Source organism: Desulfovibrio sp. JC022 (assembly GCF_010470665.1).
In the GTDB taxonomy this organism is placed as follows: Bacteria; Desulfobacterota; Desulfovibrionia; order Desulfovibrionales; family Desulfovibrionaceae; genus Maridesulfovibrio.
In genome coordinates, this window is record NZ_VOPZ01000001.1 from 451,108 (window position 1) to 467,163 (window position 16,056).

Annotated in this window: 16 protein-coding genes and 1 pseudogene; 11 read left to right on the top strand and 6 right to left on the bottom strand. The window is 47.2% G+C overall.

Annotation, left to right across the window (positions count from 1 at the left end):
• Nucleotides 1–121 precede the first annotated feature (121 nt).
• The gene (locus tag FMS18_RS01975) at nucleotides 122–1,159 is read left to right on the top strand and encodes a tetratricopeptide repeat protein (RefSeq protein WP_163292076.1); all 1,038 of its coding nucleotides are present in this window, start codon (nucleotides 122–124) and stop codon (nucleotides 1,157–1,159) included.
• Nucleotides 1,160–1,269: 110 nt separating this feature from the next.
• On the opposite strand, the gene FMS18_RS01980 is transcribed toward FMS18_RS01975, so the two are convergent.
• The 3 genes from FMS18_RS01980 to FMS18_RS01990 all read right to left on the bottom strand — a co-directional run bounded on the left by FMS18_RS01980 (nucleotide 1,270) and on the right by FMS18_RS01990 (nucleotide 3,000).
• The gene (locus FMS18_RS01980) at nucleotides 1,270–1,479 is read right to left on the bottom strand and encodes a hypothetical protein (RefSeq protein WP_163292077.1); all 210 of its coding nucleotides are present in this window, start codon (nucleotides 1,477–1,479) and stop codon (nucleotides 1,270–1,272) included.
• Nucleotides 1,480–1,670: 191 nt separating this feature from the next.
• Entirely contained in the window at nucleotides 1,671–2,438 is a 768-nt protein-coding gene (gene mazG, locus FMS18_RS01985) for a nucleoside triphosphate pyrophosphohydrolase (RefSeq protein ID WP_163292078.1), read from the bottom strand.
• 1 nt (nucleotide 2,439) lies between these two features.
• Nucleotides 2,440–3,000 carry a CvpA family protein gene (locus FMS18_RS01990; RefSeq protein WP_163292079.1) on the bottom strand — a complete coding sequence of 187 codons (561 nt, stop codon included), beginning with the start codon at nucleotides 2,998–3,000 and terminating at the stop codon, nucleotides 2,440–2,442.
• A 262-nt stretch (nucleotides 3,001–3,262) separates the two neighbouring features.
• On the opposite strand from FMS18_RS01990, the gene rfbC reads away from it, so the two are divergent.
• From rfbC to FMS18_RS02020, 6 genes and pseudogenes are all read left to right on the top strand, one after another.
• The gene (rfbC, locus tag FMS18_RS01995; RefSeq protein ID WP_163292080.1) at nucleotides 3,263–3,814 is read left to right on the top strand and encodes a dTDP-4-dehydrorhamnose 3,5-epimerase; all 552 of its coding nucleotides are present in this window, start codon (nucleotides 3,263–3,265) and stop codon (nucleotides 3,812–3,814) included.
• Between the two features lie 191 nt (nucleotides 3,815–4,005).
• Complete coding sequence (gene qrcA / locus FMS18_RS02000) at nucleotides 4,006–4,557, top strand: menaquinone reductase multiheme cytochrome c subunit QrcA (protein ID WP_163292081.1); 552 nt, start codon at nucleotides 4,006–4,008, stop codon at nucleotides 4,555–4,557.
• A 13-nt stretch (nucleotides 4,558–4,570) separates the two neighbouring features.
• Nucleotides 4,571–6,640 (top strand): menaquinone reductase molybdopterin-binding-like subunit QrcB, encoded by a 2,070-nt coding sequence (qrcB, locus tag FMS18_RS02005; protein ID WP_163292082.1) that lies wholly within the window; start codon nucleotides 4,571–4,573, stop codon nucleotides 6,638–6,640.
• A gap of 23 nt (nucleotides 6,641–6,663) precedes the next feature.
• Nucleotides 6,664–7,422, top strand: a complete 759-nt coding sequence (gene qrcC / locus FMS18_RS02010; RefSeq protein WP_163292083.1) for a menaquinone reductase iron-sulfur cluster-binding subunit QrcC — start codon at nucleotides 6,664–6,666, stop codon at nucleotides 7,420–7,422.
• Nucleotides 7,423–7,436: 14 nt separating this feature from the next.
• A complete protein-coding gene (gene qrcD / locus FMS18_RS02015) occupies nucleotides 7,437–8,669 on the top strand; it encodes a menaquinone reductase integral membrane subunit QrcD (protein ID WP_163292084.1) in 1,233 nt (410 codons plus the stop codon).
• 173 nt (nucleotides 8,670–8,842) lie between these two features.
• A pseudogene (locus FMS18_RS02020) lies at nucleotides 8,843–9,223 on the top strand (nucleotidyltransferase domain-containing protein); the annotation flags it as partial.
• Nucleotides 9,224–9,352: 129 nt separating this feature from the next.
• On the opposite strand, the gene FMS18_RS02025 reads toward FMS18_RS02020, so the two are convergent.
• From FMS18_RS02025 to FMS18_RS02035, 3 genes are read right to left on the bottom strand one after another with little or no spacing between them, the layout of a single operon-like run.
• Nucleotides 9,353–9,955, bottom strand: a complete 603-nt coding sequence (locus tag FMS18_RS02025) for a hypothetical protein (protein WP_163292086.1) — start codon at nucleotides 9,953–9,955, stop codon at nucleotides 9,353–9,355.
• A gap of 31 nt (nucleotides 9,956–9,986) precedes the next feature.
• On the bottom strand, nucleotides 9,987–10,484 hold the full coding sequence (locus FMS18_RS02030) for a cyclic nucleotide-binding domain-containing protein (RefSeq protein ID WP_163292087.1): 498 nt from the start codon (nucleotides 10,482–10,484) through the stop codon (nucleotides 9,987–9,989).
• A gap of 2 nt (nucleotides 10,485–10,486) precedes the next feature.
• Nucleotides 10,487–12,982, bottom strand: a complete 2,496-nt coding sequence (locus FMS18_RS02035; protein ID WP_163292088.1) for an ABC transporter ATP-binding protein/permease — start codon at nucleotides 12,980–12,982, stop codon at nucleotides 10,487–10,489.
• Between the two features lie 131 nt (nucleotides 12,983–13,113).
• Here FMS18_RS02035 and FMS18_RS02040 point away from each other — a divergent pair, with 131 nt between their 5' ends.
• The 4 genes from FMS18_RS02040 (at nucleotide 13,114) to FMS18_RS02055 (ending at nucleotide 16,022) form a co-directional block, all read left to right on the top strand.
• Entirely contained in the window at nucleotides 13,114–13,557 is a 444-nt protein-coding gene (locus tag FMS18_RS02040) for an ATP-binding protein (protein WP_163292089.1), read from the top strand.
• 107 nt (nucleotides 13,558–13,664) lie between these two features.
• Complete coding sequence (locus FMS18_RS02045; RefSeq protein ID WP_163292090.1) at nucleotides 13,665–14,003, top strand: STAS domain-containing protein; 339 nt, start codon at nucleotides 13,665–13,667, stop codon at nucleotides 14,001–14,003.
• Between the two features lie 155 nt (nucleotides 14,004–14,158).
• On the top strand, nucleotides 14,159–15,499 hold the full coding sequence (locus FMS18_RS02050) for an APC family permease (protein ID WP_163292091.1): 1,341 nt from the start codon (nucleotides 14,159–14,161) through the stop codon (nucleotides 15,497–15,499).
• Between the two features lie 106 nt (nucleotides 15,500–15,605).
• Nucleotides 15,606–16,022: a rhodanese-related (seleno)protein gene (locus FMS18_RS02055; protein WP_263577284.1), complete on the top strand. Its 417-nt coding sequence runs from the start codon at nucleotides 15,606–15,608 to the stop codon at nucleotides 16,020–16,022.
• Nucleotides 16,023–16,056: the final 34 nt, after the last annotated feature.

Consider the following 16,056-nt stretch of genomic DNA (forward strand, 5'->3'; position numbering starts at 1 on the left):
AAGTTTGTCTTGATGAATAAGAGGAAGGAGGTAGGCTCATGCTTGTCTTCTTTCTTTTGTCGTTTTGCGAGGGGATGAAAGTTAAAAGTGGTCGTTTTGCTGCTGTGGTGGAGTTATAAAGATGAATATCCCTAAAGTGTTATCTAGATTGTTGTTTTCAATTTTGTCTTTAGTTTTTACATTATGTTATCTTTGTTGGAATGTTGGCTCTCATACAACGGTATTTGTATTTGTCGTCTTTCCTGTGCTTTTTTTGTTTGATTATTTTGTTTTCGTATTAAGGTTGCTTTGCGATGAATTTTCTGGGTGTAAAATAAGTACTTATAGAAGAGAACTAGCGAAGAAGTTGAAGACTTCATTTCATCTTTTTTTTGATATGGACTTTACTGTTCCTAGAAATAATCAGTTTTTACCTAACTTCGTTGTTTCTTGTGTTTTAATTATTCTGTCTACTGTTGGTGCATCACAAGTAAAATATGATTTAGTTGAGTTTTATGTCTACGACAGTTTCTATAATATAATGAAGGATTATTCTGCTAAGCGTGAGTCTTTATCCGGAATAGCGGGAGAAGGGAATATTTACGCACAACTCCGTTTGGGAGCTATGTATGAAAAAGGCATTGGAGGAGATATTGATTATGTGAAGTCAGCAGAGTGGTATGCACTTGCAGAAAAGCAACGTAGCGCAAAGGCAGCATTTGAATTGGGAGTACTATATTTGCAAGGTCTAGGCGTACCAAAAGATTGTTCTTTGTCTTTCACATTGTTTAAAAAGTCCGCAGATAAAAAATATGCCGCTGCAATGACGGTTCTTTCTGCTTACTACTATTTGGGAGAGTGTAGTGAAAAGGATTATAGCCAAGCTTTTGATTGGGCAGAACGAGCTTCTATGAATGGTAATTTGGGCGGGAGATTGGTTTTAGCAGATTACTATTACCGTGGAATAGGGGTTGAGCAGGATAGGAGTAAAGCAAAAGAACTTTATGCAGAGTTGGATGAGTTAAATGTCTCAGTTGCCCAAGTCGATTTCGCCAGAAAACTTTTATATGAGGATGCAGATAAAAATAAATCAGAGGCGATTCGTCTTCTGGAAAGGGCTTCGGAAAACGGAAATACTCGTGCTGTGGAAATATTGAATGCGATGAAGGATGGAGAATAAATTGTAGAGAAGAGGTGTCAGTTAAAGATCGTCAGGCTGGAAGTTTTAGCACATAATAAAACCCGGCTTAAATGGCCGGGTTTTACTTTTCAGGCGCACGGACTGCCCGTTTAGGCTTTCGTGTTAGCTATAGTCCCAACGCCGGAATAAGCGGCACTGAGTACGCTTTTTTGGAAATCATAATCATTGTTGGTTGAAGAACCGGACTGATCGGAGTTCATGTAATCAAGTGTCTTGGTTACAACCTGAGCTCCGAAAAGCTGCTTGTCACTTACCACTTGCGCGGTATTAATGGCTGAACTGATTGCTGATACGTCCATAAAACCCCTCCCGAAAAAGGGCAATATACGCGCCTATCTGTCGAATCGGTAGATATCTAAAAAACTTTAGAGTAAAAATAAGAAAAATTAATCCTGATTAATTAACTGCTGATAATACTTAATAAAAAAATAAAAAAGTCCCCGCAATCAGTAGATGAAAGCGGGGACTTTGTCGGCTCAGCCGGGGAGGTTTATTTCTTAACCTGTTCCCATAGTTCGTTCTGCTCAATGAGATTCATTTCGGAGATGTCCTTACCTTGTTCTTTGGCGAGGGCTTCCATTTTTGCGAATCTTTCAAGGAACTTGTTGTTGGTGATATCCAGTGCGCTGTTGGCTTTGATACCTTTTCTGCGTCCCAGTTCAATGAGAGTGAAAAGATAGTCCCCGAATTCTTCGGCTATGGCATCTTTGTCGCCGGATTCCAGCGCGCTGTTCCATTCCTTCCATTCACTTTCGAGTTGTCCGAGGCATTGTTCATCGGATTCAAAGGTAAATCCGCTCCGAGCGGATTTTGAATTGATGCGGTAAGCCTTGAGCATCGGCGGCAGTCCCTTGGGTAGAGAATCAAAAATTCCTTTGCTGTCCTTTTTTTCGCTTCTTTTAATCTTTTCCCAATTGCGAAGCAGTTCTTCCTGATCTTCAATTTTTACATCAGCAAAAACGTGAGGGTGGCGGCGGATCATTTTTGCTGCACCGGATTCCACGGCATCAGCAAAAGTGAAAGCACCTTCTTCTTCGTAGCGTTGGGCTATGAAGAGCAGCAGGAACATGACATCGCCAAGCTCTTCCATTGCTTCCTGTTTATCGTCAGCGCGAATTGCTTCCACCAGCTCGAAAGCTTCTTCAATAACAGAATCGCAAAGTGTTTTAGCGGTTTGTTCTTTGTCCCAAGGGCAGCCATCAGGTGCGGTCAGGTTGGAAATTACATTTTTGAGTTTTTCAATAGATTTTGCGCTCATTTTAAATTGTATCGCTTAAAGGGTTGGTGAGTTCAGAATGATCAGGAAACATGGATTGGATATCCAATGAATCGAGGACGTCTTCGGGCGCAAAGCTGATAAAGAAGCTTGCTGTGGACATTACTTTCGGAGCCAGTTTTGATTTGGTCAGAAATTCCGAGTTGGGGGTGAAGCTGTTCAGCACTACTATAATAATACCGCCGACAATGATCGCTTCAACAAATCCGAGTATTCCGCCAAGGACTTGATCCGCCCAGCTGAGCATGGAAACGGTGAGTACCTTTTTGATGGTAACCCCGACAAGAAAGGCCACAAAAAGGGTGGCTACAATTATTGAAAGATAGCTGAACGCTTTGACTGTTCCGGGGCCGTCAAAAAAAGTCTGGAAATACGGGGCCAGTTCATGATGATACTTGGCTGCCAGATAAAAGCCGAAGATTAAAGAGAAAACGGAAATAGCCTCCCGGACTATTCCGCGTAGTAATCCCCTGAAAATCAGGCCTCCGGCAATCACTATCAAGATTATATCCAGCGCATTAAGGGCTAAACCTGCTGTTTGCATACTGAAATCCGTTAAATATTGATGTTTGTGAAAAAATGCGCGAACTCCGCATGAAGCCTTATTAAATAAAGATATAGTGGGAGAGTAGCAGACCCCAGAGGAAAAGTGAATATCGTGAATCACCTTGAAAATAATAAAAAATATGACAATGAAGTGAAAAATGAGGTTGTGTCATTTGCTGATCTCAGGTAATTCTCGATTAATTTTGGGGGAAAATGTTTTAACTTGTCAGGACCTATTTGTTCATGTCTGGAGTGTATGCGTGAAATTGATCGAGACGGAATTTCCCGGACTTGTGGTTGTAGAGCCCAAGGTTTTCCGAGACAGGCGCGGTTTTTTTCTGGAGAGCTTTAATAAAAAAGTTTTTGCGGAAAATGGATTGCCTACTGATTTTGTTCAAGATAATCATGCGTATTCATCCGGTGTAGGCGTTATCCGTGGTCTTCACCTACAGATGCCCCCGTATGCTCAGGCAAAGCTTGTCTGGGTTACAAGGGGCGCAGTAAACGATGTAGTGGTTGATTTGCGTAAAGGGTCTCCGACTTATCAGAGATCGTTCAAAATTGAACTATCTGCGGAGAACTTTCGCAGGCTGTTCATTCCCAAGGGATTCGCGCATGGATATGAGACTCTGACCGATGAAAACGAGTTCATGTATAAGGTTGATTCCGGCTATTCTCCCGGTAGTGAGGCTGGGATCAGATGGGATGACCCGGAGCTTGAAATCGATTGGAAGACCGGAAATCCGGTACTTTCCGATAAGGATCGTGAGCTTCCGTTGTTGGCCGAGTTTGACTCGCCGTTCGAGTTTTAAGATGAATTGCGGAAAGCGGTCTGTTGATGCTTTTTCGCACCCCTTTGTTTAGAAGTAGGGTTTTTTCTGTGCTGAGGAGTTTGTGAAAAGTTTCATATTCTCTTGACATGGAAAGATACTCTATTTTAGAAGAAATGGCGTTAATTGGTTGTTTATGTTTCACAAAACTTAAGGAGTAGTGGGGCGAGGTTATGGAGGAAAAAAGAACATCGAAGCAGTGTGGAGGAGTTCTTCCTTTCTTCATCGGTGTCCTTGCGAGCCTGATCGTCGGCTGGTGGGTTTTCCCGCAGGTTATTTATAGCCAGAAGACTCAGCCGATCGATTTCAGTCACAAGGTCCATGTTGAAGATGAGGGTATGGACTGTGAGTCATGTCACATGTTTTTGGAAGATGGCTCCTTTGCAGGACTGCCTTCCAACGAGCAGTGTGCTGAGTGTCACGAAGATGTCCTCGGTGAATCAGAAGCCGAAGAAATTTACGTGACCGAGTACCTGCAGAAGGGTGTGGAAGTTCCCTGGTTGGTTTATCAGTACCAGCCTGATAACGTTTACTTTTCGCACATGGCACACCAAGGCTTCGAGTGTACAGATTGCCATCCCGACGTAGGCAACAGCGACACGCTGCCGACGTATTACGAAAACAGAATCAGCGGTTACAGCAAGCAGACCATGAAGATGTGGCAGTGTGAACGCTGTCATGCGGAAGTTGGTACCAGCAACGCATGTTACGTCTGCCATAAGTAAGTGAGGGACTGCAATGGGTATTGATCGCAGAACTTTTATTCAATTGGTAACAGGTGGTGTTGTTGGTTCACTCTTCACCCCTGTAATTTGGAAATCTCTGGATGATGCAGCTATCTGGTCGCAGAACTGGTCTTGGATTCCCCGACTGAAATACGGTGCAATCACCGAGCAGGCTTCTGTTGCCAAATTTGGCGCAGCTCCCTGTACGGAGATTGTTAAGTCCGTAGGTGGAAGTCCTTATCTCACCAGAGGAAACGCAGAAAACGAAATGAGCAAGGGCGGTGTTGATCCTGTCAGCGCCAGTGGTCCCCAGCTCATGTACAGTCCTTCCCGCGTGAACGGTCCTATGAAAAAGACCGCGGAAGGCAAATACGAATCCATCTCCTGGGAAGAAGCTGAAAAGATTCTTTCCGAGAAACTCGCCGCAGTTAAAGGACAGAAAGGCAAACTCGCAGTTGTTTCCGGTGACGCCACCGGTACTGCTACCGAAGTTCTGTCCGGTTTTGCTGCCGGCATGGGTGCTGAATGCTACCTCATGCCCGGCGATGAGCAGGGCGCAGCCGCAGCTCTTGCAAGCATGGGCGGAAAAGGCCAGATCGGTTATGATCTGGAAAATTCCGATTTCGTGCTTTTCGTAGGCGCGGATGCCATGGATTCATGGGGATCGGTTGTGAGAAACCAGTGTGTTTACTCCGCAAGCCGTCCCACCGGTGAAGAAATCAAGACTACTTATGTCTACGCCGGTCCTTTCCAGAACAGTACGGCAGCCGCCGCAGACAAGTGGGTTCCGGTTGCTCCCGGCACCGGCGCAATCTTCTGCCTCGGTCTCGCCTATCATATGCTTAAGGCCGGAGCTTCCGCTTCCGCCTCCGATTTCGCCGACTTTAAGACTCTGGTTATGTCCAGATTCTCTCCCGATAAAGTGGAGAAAGCCACCGGCGTTGCAGGAGCGGAAATGGCCGCTATTGCCAAGCGCATCATGAAATCTTCAGCTCCCGTTGTTGTTGCCGGTTCCGAGTTCGCTCAGGGCGCAGGCGCAGCTGACGTTATTGCCGCTGCCGCAGTCAACATGCTGCTCGGGCGTGTAAATAAAGACGGCGGAATGAAGATTCTCCCTGAACTGCCCAAGGCTGTTGATGCAGCTGAAGGACGTTCAGAACTCGCAGCTAAAGACTTTGTCGGTTACCTCGCAGGTATTGCCGCAGGTAAGGTTGCAGCTCCTGAAGTTATGATGGCTTACGAAGCCAACCCGGTTTTCGCACTGCCTCAGAACACAGTTCTGGCACCGGCGTTCGAAAAAGCTGGTTTCCTCGTAAGTTTCAGCACTTTCATGGATGAAACAGCTTCCAAAGCTGACCTGATTATGCCCAACCCCACCAGCTACGAGCGTTTTGAAGATGCACAGACTCCTTACGGTGTCGGCTCTGCAATGCTCGCAGCCAGTGCTCCTGTTGCAGAGCCTCTCTACAACAGCAAGCCCACTGTAGACGTAGTTCTCGGCGTGGCTTCCGGACTGGGTATTGACCTTGGATACGAATCCGCTGACGCTGTTTATCAGGCTAAAGCCGAAAAAGCAGGCGCAGACTGGGATTCCCTTGTAGAAGGTGCTGCTTATGTTTCCGATTCTACTGAATCCGGATCCATCAAGTTTGCTGCATCTGTTCTGTCCAAGGCTGTGGCCATGCCCAAGGGCGGCGAAATTGCTCTCGCTCCCTATTCCAAGCTTATTTTTGGTACACCCACTGTGGCTATTCCGCCCATGAACGTGGTTGCTATCAGTAAATATGAGCTTCTGGGTAAAGACCTTATGGTTCAGGTTAACTCCAAGACCGCCAAGAAACTCGGCGTGTCTGAAGGTTCCAAGGTCAAGCTGGCCGGAGCAGGTGGAGAGTGCGCTGTAAGAATCCACATTAATGAAGGCGTAATGAACGATGTTATCGCCGCACCTCTTGGATTCGGTCACACCGCATGGGATGCTTACTCCAGCGGTAAGGGCGAAAACATCTCCAAACTTCTCACCGTTGGTACTGAGTCCGGCACCGGTTTGTCCGTGTGGACCAGTTCTTTCGTGAGCATCGCCTAAATTAAAGTCAGGGGATTCACGTTATGCAACAATTGGAATTTGATACTAAATGGACCATGGTAGTAGATGTCGACAAGTGTACCGGTTGCGGTGCTTGTATGGTGTCCTGCCAGGCAGAAAATAACATAGCTCCCATGGAAGAAGGGTCCAACAAGCTTAAGACCCTCACCTGGATGCTTGTATACGAACTCAACAATGGTAAGGAATTCCCCAACAGGGAAGTTGCCTACCTGCCCAGACCCTGCATGCAGTGCGGACATCCTGCCTGCGTTCCCGTCTGTCCCGTAGTTGCTACTACCAAGGACGAAGAAGGCGGAATCGTCAGCCAGATTTACCCCCGTTGCATCGGTTGCAGGTATTGTATGGCGGCATGTCCTTACCACGCCCGCTACTTCGGCTGGCTCGATCCGGTATGGCCCGGCGGTATGGACAAGGCGTTATCTCCCTCAACTTCCACCCGTCCTCGCGGTGTTGTTGAGAAGTGTAACTTCTGTCATTCCAGACTGCTTGATGCACGCCAGCGTGCCCGTAACGAAGGTCTGGACCCCAACAAGCTGCCCGACGGCTGGTATCAGCCTGCCTGTCTGGAAGCTTGCCCCACCGGGGCAATTTCCTTCGGTGATGCAAAGAACCCTGAACACAAAGTCCATGAACTGATCAAGAGTCCCAATGCCTTCCGCATTCTGGAATCTATCGGTATGGATCCTCAGGTTTACTACATCAGCCGTCGTGACTGGGTTCGTGAGCAGAGTGATAACCACGTCGCTGAAGACAAGCACTAGGAGGGAGGTTTACAATGGATAGCAATCTCTTCCCCGAAGGCGTAAAACGCTGCGGACTTCCCAAGTTCCTGCTGTGGATGGCATTTCCTGCCGCTATTCTGCTCTGGGGAGCCTACGCTGCCGGACAGATTTTCTACTACGGCATCGGCGTTACCGGCCTTGATAACTACTTCGGGTTCGGCCTCTGGATTACTTTTGACCTTGCGGTTATCGCGCTTGGTGCCGGTGCTTTTTTCACCGGTTTCCTCAAGTATATCCTCAAGATCGATCAACTTAAAAATATCATCAACCTTGCAGTAGTCTTAGGATTCCTGTGCTACTCCGGCGCCATGCTCATTCTGACCATGGACATCGGGCAGCCTATCCGCGCATGGTTCGGTTACTGGCACCCCAACGTGCACTCCATGCTCACAGAAGTTATCTTCTGTATTACCTGTTACTGCACTGTTCTGATCATTGAATTCATTCCGCTGATTCTCGAGCAGAAGCAGCTGAACAAGATTCCTTTCCTGCACCACTTTGCCCATCACCTGCACGTGAATATGGCATTGTTCGCAGGTATCGGAACCTTCCTGTCCACCTTTCACCAGGGTTCTCTCGGTGGTATGTACGGCGTTATGTTCGGCCGTCCTTACGCTTTCCGTGAAGGTTTCTTCATCTGGCCCTGGACTTTCTTCCTCTTTGTTCTCTCCGCTGTGGGTTCCGGTCCTGTTTTCACAGTTCTGGTTTGTACCCTCATGGAGAAAATGACTGGTAGAAAGCTGGTGGAATACAAAGTTAAAGCCCTGATGGGTAAAATCGCCGGTACCATGCTTTGCGTGTACATGTTCTTCAAGATCATTGACACCTGGGCCTGGGCTGTAGGTTACCTGCCCACCGTCGGCCTGACCTTCGACCAGATGTTCTACGGCAACGTCTATGGTCAGTGGCTGCTCTGGACTGAGCTCGTGCTTTGCGGCATCGTTCCCGCTATCATGCTGATCACTCCGTCCATCAGGAACAACCCCAGCCTGCTGTACACCGCAGCGATTCTGGACTGCATCGGCGTATCCATCAACCGTTACGTCTTCACCGTTCAGACCATCGCTATCCCTGTTATGCCTTTCGATAACTGGGAAATCTATGTACCCAACTGGGCAGAATGGGCAACTTCGCTCATGATCTGCGCATACGGTGCTCTGGTGCTCAGCCTCTGCTACCGCTATCTGCCTATGTTCCCTCAGGAACTCAAGCTGAACAAGAAGTAGTATTTAGCTGGTTGCTAAAGTAAGTTAAAAGGCCCCGCTCGTAAGAGTGGGGCCTTTTCTTTGGTGTTTGGGAAGTGAGGTTTTCGTATAGGATTTAACGCTGGAAAATCATAATGCTGGCTGGTATGTTAGAATTATTATGAGTATGGATAAGGATTTAAGAGAAACTTTTCAGTTTATTGAGCGAGCAAGAAGACTTGATAGTCGGTATTGTTTTCGGCTCAATGGTGTCTGGTAACATTAGGACTGATAGTGATATTGATATTGCTGTGCAAGGTTCTGCCCCTCTTTCTTTTGAGCGAAGGATGGAGCTTCGTGCTTTTTTAAGTCGTAACTTAGGGCGCGAAGTAGACCTGATTGACCTTACGACTTGTCATGGATTGCTTTTTCAACAGATATTAACAAAGGGTGAAATTTTAATTGGTCAGTCCTCAAGCATTCTTGCAAAAACTGCAAACCGTATGCTTTTGGAACAGGCAGATTATGAGCCTTTAAGGAATCGTTTGGTGCGTTCAAATTTGAAGAGAGGATTCAGTGGATCAAAAAGTTATTGAAAATGAGCTTGTTTCCTTACAGCGTTGACTAGCATTGAAAGCTGACAATTAATTTTTAAGATATTTGAATCAAAAAAGCCTCCCCGCTGGCGCAGGGAGGCTTTCTATTTCACAATATCAAAGTTCAAACTAGTAAGGCATAAACCACTTCATGCCTTCCATTTTGGCAGGAATAGGCTTTTCTTTCACTGGTGGGTGGGTCATGTCCCAGCATTCCATTTCCTGTTCGATCCATGATGGACGCGAAAGGCGAATGGAGTTTCCTCTGGTGATGGAGTCGTCCTCCCCGCTGAAGTGTTGCAGAATGAGGCTTACGTTGCCGTCTGCATCACCGAGGGACCATTTCCATACCTTGAGGGTGCCGAATGGGTTTCCGCGCCAGTCGTTAGGCTTTCCGAATTGTTTTTCAATTTTGCCGTAAAGCTTGTTGAAAAATGACATGCTGCCATCAGCGTATTTGAGTTTCATGCGCAGGATAATGTCCTTGCGTTTGCAATTACCCACCACAATATATCCGCCTTTATAGCCTTCCATGTCTTTTAGACCGATCCGTCTGATGTATTCCTCCTGCCAGGGGGAGGTTTCGGAGTTCATCTCAAGGAGAGAACGGACAGTGGAAACATTGTTTCCAATGGTAATCCCGGCTACGGATTCAGGGGCGTTCTGCGCAGCCAGAGCACTTGATGCTCCCAGCAGGCAGAGCAGTAACATTAAAGATAAAGCTTTTTTCATATAATCATTCCTGTCAGGCCGATGGCCGTATCTAAATGAGAGTCAGTCCTATTCCGGTAGTGCAACCGGAGCATCCTGAGTTGTAGTTTGCAATGAATCTTTCTTCCCAATTACTTATCATGTCAACAGTGGCTTTCAAGAATTTATTGCTGATTACAGGATATTGTTCCTGAGCCTTCTTGAATTTGTCGCTGGTCAGCCGAAAGCATACGCAATCGGAAGTAGCCTTGAGGGTGAATAAACGTTTGGAATCCCCGATGAGTGAAAGTGCTCCTACAAAATCGCCCTCCTTGAAGGATTGGATTTTGGTGGGGCTGTTATCCAGGTAGGCTTCCATGGATCCGCTCATGATATAGTAGGCGGATTGGTCATGGTCTCCGCAGGCAAATACCTCATCACCGGCGGAGAATTTTTCACGTACGCAGAGGTAGGCGATAAGCTTTTGAGCTTCAAGGTCAAGACCGGAGAAGTAAGGGATTTCCCTCATTATTTCCAAATGCTCTTGGTATTCACTTGTTTCTGCTGCCATGACTAATGTGCTCCATGTACGAGTTCATAAAGATGTCCCTTCTTGGCCATAAGCTCATCATAGGGACCAACTTCCATTAATTTACCAGCCTTCATGACTGCCACTTTGTCGTAATTTTTAATGGTATCCAGCCTGTGGATTACCGAGATAAGCGTTGCCTTTCCTTTCCACTTGGTTTCCAGCAGTCCCTGAATACGGTTTTGAGATCTGTTATCCAGAGCGGAAGTGGCCTCGTCCATAATCATGATGGGAGGATTCTTGAGGAAGGTCCGGGCGATGGCAAGCTTCTGGCACTGACCGCCGGAAAGCTTGTCGCCTTTGGTGCCCACCTGAAATTCCATGCCCAGTTCGACAACTGTTTCGAGGAGATCTTCCTCGATGAGCAGCTGGATCATGGACTGGTTGATGGCATCCTGAACCTTGGGATGGTCTGTTTTCGGTTTACCGAAAAGGATGTTGTCCAGAATTGTCTGAGAGGGGATGAATTCAGCCATCTGGTAGAAGCTGAATGTTTCCGGCCTGTCTTCAGTAATTCTGGAATTGAACATCTGCCTTCCGTCAAGGATCAAGCCTTTCAAAACTGCGGGAAGGGCTACAATCTTATGAACTCCGGGAACAAATCCCAATGCGAGTTGCAGAAGCATCTCGCGGTCTTTGCCTTTGAGGTCCATCAGGGGAGTCTCTTCAATACGTCCGGTGAGTTGCTTGTACTCTTCAAATTCCTCGGAAGGAATGGGACTTTGTTCAAAGAAGACTTCATCCGGCGGGAGGTTACCCAGAATGTCGACAGTCTGCTTTGCAAGCTCTCGTCCAAGGCTGAGCAGCGGAGTTTCCAGCTGTGCTTCCTTGAGGAAGTTTTGGAAATACTCATTGCTTACAAGCTGCCTGCCGGAGAAGCTGTTATCATTCGGATGCCCGAAAAGGATGTTTCCGGCTACGCAGGTGAAGTCCAGATACTTGCCGTCCTGATAAAACTCCACATGTTCGGCAAGTCGATCACCGAAGTCGGAATGGAAGTTTTTACGCACCCTGACCAGCCGCTCCGAAAGGTCAGCTTCTTTTTCAGGGTCAAGAAGGGTGTTCAGGCCGAAACGCAGTACATCTACGAATATTCCGGCCTGCTGCACAGCTTCAATCATATTGTCGCGGGTGGGCATTTTCTTTTCGGCATCGGGGTCACCCTCAAGAACAGCTGCACAGGAGTAAAGCAGGTTGTCCTTGATTGTGCCGGAGAAAATAAACGGCGACTGGGCCACGATTCCCATATTATGGACCATGTCTGCTTTGGTGAGGTCTCCAACCTCATAGCCGTCGATTTTTACCGAGCCTCCCGTGTATTTATATAGTTGGGATACGCATTGAGCCAGCGTACTTTTACCACTGCCGGAAAATCCCACAAGAGCCATTTGCTCTCCGGGTTTGAGCTGCATATTGATCTGCTTGAGCAGCCTGATATTTCCTGAAACAGTGAAGCCGAGGTTCTGGACTTCAATATTGCCTTTGAGTTTAACCGGCTCACGCCCTTCAGGTTCAAGCTCAAATTCAGGCTTGGTGTCGAAGTATTCCATGACCCTGCTGTAGCGGACACCGGCATCGTTATGGACCTGATAGAAATCCATAAGTTCCTTCCACGGATCATAAATTTTTTCGTAGGCGGAAAGGAAAGCAACCAGCGCACCAAGATCGAAACGACCTTGAATGGCAAGGTAACCACCGACAATAAAGAGCAGGAAGGGGCCAAGATTCTGGAAAAAGTTGTTCAGGACTTTGATGCCCTGCTTGTAAAGAATCCAGGTGATTCTGATCTTGAAAAGACGGTCAACAAACGCGCCGTATCTACGGTTTTCAATGCGGTAGGAACCGTTGCCGTGGATTTCGTGGATACCGGAAATTGTTTCGTTGATGTGGCTGCTCAGGTGTCTGGTGGTATCGACCCTTTTCTTGTTGGCTTTGTTTGATCTTTTCTGGAGCTTGGGAACCAGATAAATAACAAAGGGATACAGGGCGATGGAAATACCGGCCATGATCGGGTTCAGATAGAACATGTACCCGGCAAAGGCGATCAACGTGAGCAGGTTTGTAACCGGGACAGCTACTGACTGGCCTACATATTCCCCGGCGGGCGCAAGTTCGGTCACCAGCGAGGAGACAACCATACCCGGATTGGCCTTTCTGAAATAGCTCAGCGGCAGGGTCAGGATGTGTGCATATAGTTCCTTACGCATCTTCGCCAGTGCTTCCTGCCCGATATAGGTTTGCAGGACTGTAATGAGGTACTTGAGAAGGCTTGCGGATACAACAGACGCAATGTAGAAGCCGCAGTACATGAAGAGCAGGTCAACCTTGCGCATACTGATGGCCTGGTTGATGATTTTCTTCTGCATTTCCAGAGGAACCAGTCTGACTGCTACTGTGAAAAAGATGACAACAAGTAATATGAGCTGCAATTTCATATTACTGTTTTTCACCCAGTAGGTTAGCGGACGCTTGGTGATCATTAAATACTCCTGTTTAGCAATATATCTAACAAAAATTTATTACCTTTTTGTTGACGCAGCGACAAGGGTTTTCTAACTTATGTGCGGTAATCGTATTATCAGTTCCACACGAGAAAATTGAGGATAAGGTTTTGGTAAATAATCTGGAGACGCAGACAGTAGACAGCGTCACATCTTCTTTTTCGCTGAACTCAGATATTTCTGAGCTCAAGGTTCTTGCTGAGAAAATTGAGATTTTCGGCAGTGAAAACGGCATTTCCGATAAGACAGTGTTTGAGCTTAATCTTGTTCTTGATGAGCTTTTCACTAATCTTGTCAGTTACGGGTGCCAGTCCGACAGGCATAAGTTTGACCTTATCATGGAACTTAAGGCCGGGTTCCTCACCATCTGGATTGAAGATGACGGCAAGAAATTCAATCCTCTTGACGCGCCTGAACCGGATATGGAGTGCAGTTGTGAGGAACGCAAGGTCGGGGGCTTGGGAATCCATTTCATGCGAAAAATGATGGACAGCATTGAATATGCATGGGCAGACGGAAAGAATAAATTGACGTTGACCAAAAATGTTCAATAGTTTTATTGTACTATAAGATAAACGGTCCGCCGGGCGGATTTTTATATTTAAGATGGTATGCGGTAATGCCGAGCACCAGACGGCACAATGGGAAAACGGAGGAAAAGATGGGTCTTGAAGTCGGTGAAATTAAAAACGATGGGATAATTACCTTTAAACTTAAAGGGCGACTTGATTCTAATACATCCAATGATTTTGAAGAAAGGCTGCTGAATATGATTCAGGACGGCGAAAGCAAGATCATTCTGGATTTTGAAAATCTGGAGTACATTTCCAGTGCCGGACTGCGAGTCCTGCTCAAGGCTGCCAGGGAACTCAAGGGCGGAGACGGCAAACTCATGCTTTGTTCCCTCAAGGATTATATCAGGGAAGTTTTTGATCTTTCCGGTTTTGTTTCTTTCCTGCCCATCTACGATACCATGGATGAATGTATGGGTGCCTTCTAGACATTTTGAATTAATCGGGCCATATTCGGCCTTCTTCTATGTTTTTACGGCTTCCTGTCTGCTAGTATGCGGACAGGAAGTTTGTTTTTTGAAACTGCGCGCATTTATTGCTATAATAGATAGCTCGCTTTTTTACATACACCGGAGGGTATAAAATGAGCGGTATATTTACATCTCTTGCTGTAATGATGTCTCCAAGGGGACTTGAGGCTGCCGGACATGGTGCCGGGCTGGGCGGGGCTGCTTTTCTGGGACTTCTCGTTCTGGCCGCACTTTCAGCCATCTGTACCGCACGCAGTATGGATAAACTTTCGTCCGGAGAACTGCGGGCCACCCCTGTTGACCGTGTTGCATTCGGATTTCTTGATGCGGCCCGTTTCTTTACCCTGACTGTACTGGCTGTTTCGTGGCTGGGTCTTGCCGGATATGCGGTTAACGAAATTTTTATCACCTCTTTTCCCAATCTTGCTGCATCGTTTACCATTCTCGGCCTGTCTGTCTGGGCTTGCCTGCTTTCAAAGAAATACTCCGGAGATCTTTTCGGGGGAACTTTGACTCTGGCTTTTGTTTTCTTCATTTATGTGGCGGTGATGGTCAATCAACCCGTAGCCGAGCACATGGGCTATCCAACAGAACTGCCGAAATTGTTTTCTCCGCTACTGCCTGCCGGATTTGTTGAAGCCGGACCATTTGGCTGGCTGCAATTGGTATTTTTGGGCGTACTCGCCTTTGTGGGCTTTGACTTGCCGCTGGTTTTTGAAAACAAGGGGTCAAGGGCCGTTCCTGCTGTTTTTTTGATTCTTGTTGCCTTCGGGCTTTTTGTCTGGGCAGCCCTGCTTGTCAAGACTCCTGAAGAGTTGCTCAGCTCAACTGTTCCCCATCTTGCGGTTGCTGCGCAGGTTCTTGAAGGCAAAGGTCGCCTGCTTATGGGCGGAACCATTGTGTTTGCAACCTTTGCAGGGCTTTGTGCCTTGTTTCGTCTTTTCGGGCACCGGGTTCGCGGGGTTCTTGCAGAGGATTACTCCCGCTATGCAACCGGGGGCGCGGCAGTCTTCATTGGCGCGATCATCACTGTTATGCTGGTCAATGGTTGGGCTGGAAAGGATGAACTGGAATCCCTCATTTCCGCAGGTCTTTGTTTCTGGTTCGGGTCTTACGCCCTGATTGATTTGCTGGGGATTATCGCCATGCGCAAGGCTGGACGTTTTTATCTGCCCAGATTTTTGACTTTGGGATTGCATGCGGTTGCCGCTGCTGTCTGCTGTTTGAATATCGAATTCCTCAATTACTTTCTTTATGCACTCGGCTGTCTGGCCGTGGCAGGGGTTGCCCTTGGTTTTACCATGAAGGAATATTGCGATTATCCTCCGCTGGAAGAAGTTTCCGAAGATAACAGCGAAGAGGAATCAGATTCTGAAGAAGGCGAAGAAGTTAAGAATGATGCGGTTCAGGATGATCCTGAAGACGAAGAGTTGAATATAGTCAGTTATAAATAAGAAGGTTTATGCCTGTTTTGCTTGTCCTGCGGTTTTGATCTGATATTATGTAAGTGAGCCTCAAAATTTGCTTCATGTAAAATCATACAAATCATTGGAGGTAATAATGGGCAACCGTTTAATATTGCTTCTGCTTGCTTCCGTGCTTGCTGTCTTGGCAAGTCTTGCGGTTTTCCCGCAATCGGCCGGTGCAGAAGAAGTCCCCCGTGTTTCCGGAGAATATCTGGAACGCAAGCTCGGCTCGGAAGGGTTGGTGATCATTGATTCCCGCAGTGGTTCCGACTGGCGTGGCAGTGAGTCCAAGATCAAGGGCGCAATCCGCGGCAAGGCCGGCAAGGAAAAGGAATGGGCAGCAGGCCTGCCCAAGGACGCAGAGATAGTAATCTATTGTGCCTGACCCAGCGAATACACAAGCTCCCGTGTGGGGCGAAAGCTGAAGACGATGGGTTTTAAGGATGTTAATGCGCTTCTGGGCGGCTGGCATCAATGGTACAGGTCTGATTATCCGGTAGAACCAAAGTAAAATAAAACGGGGCACAGCCTAGGCTGTGCCCCGT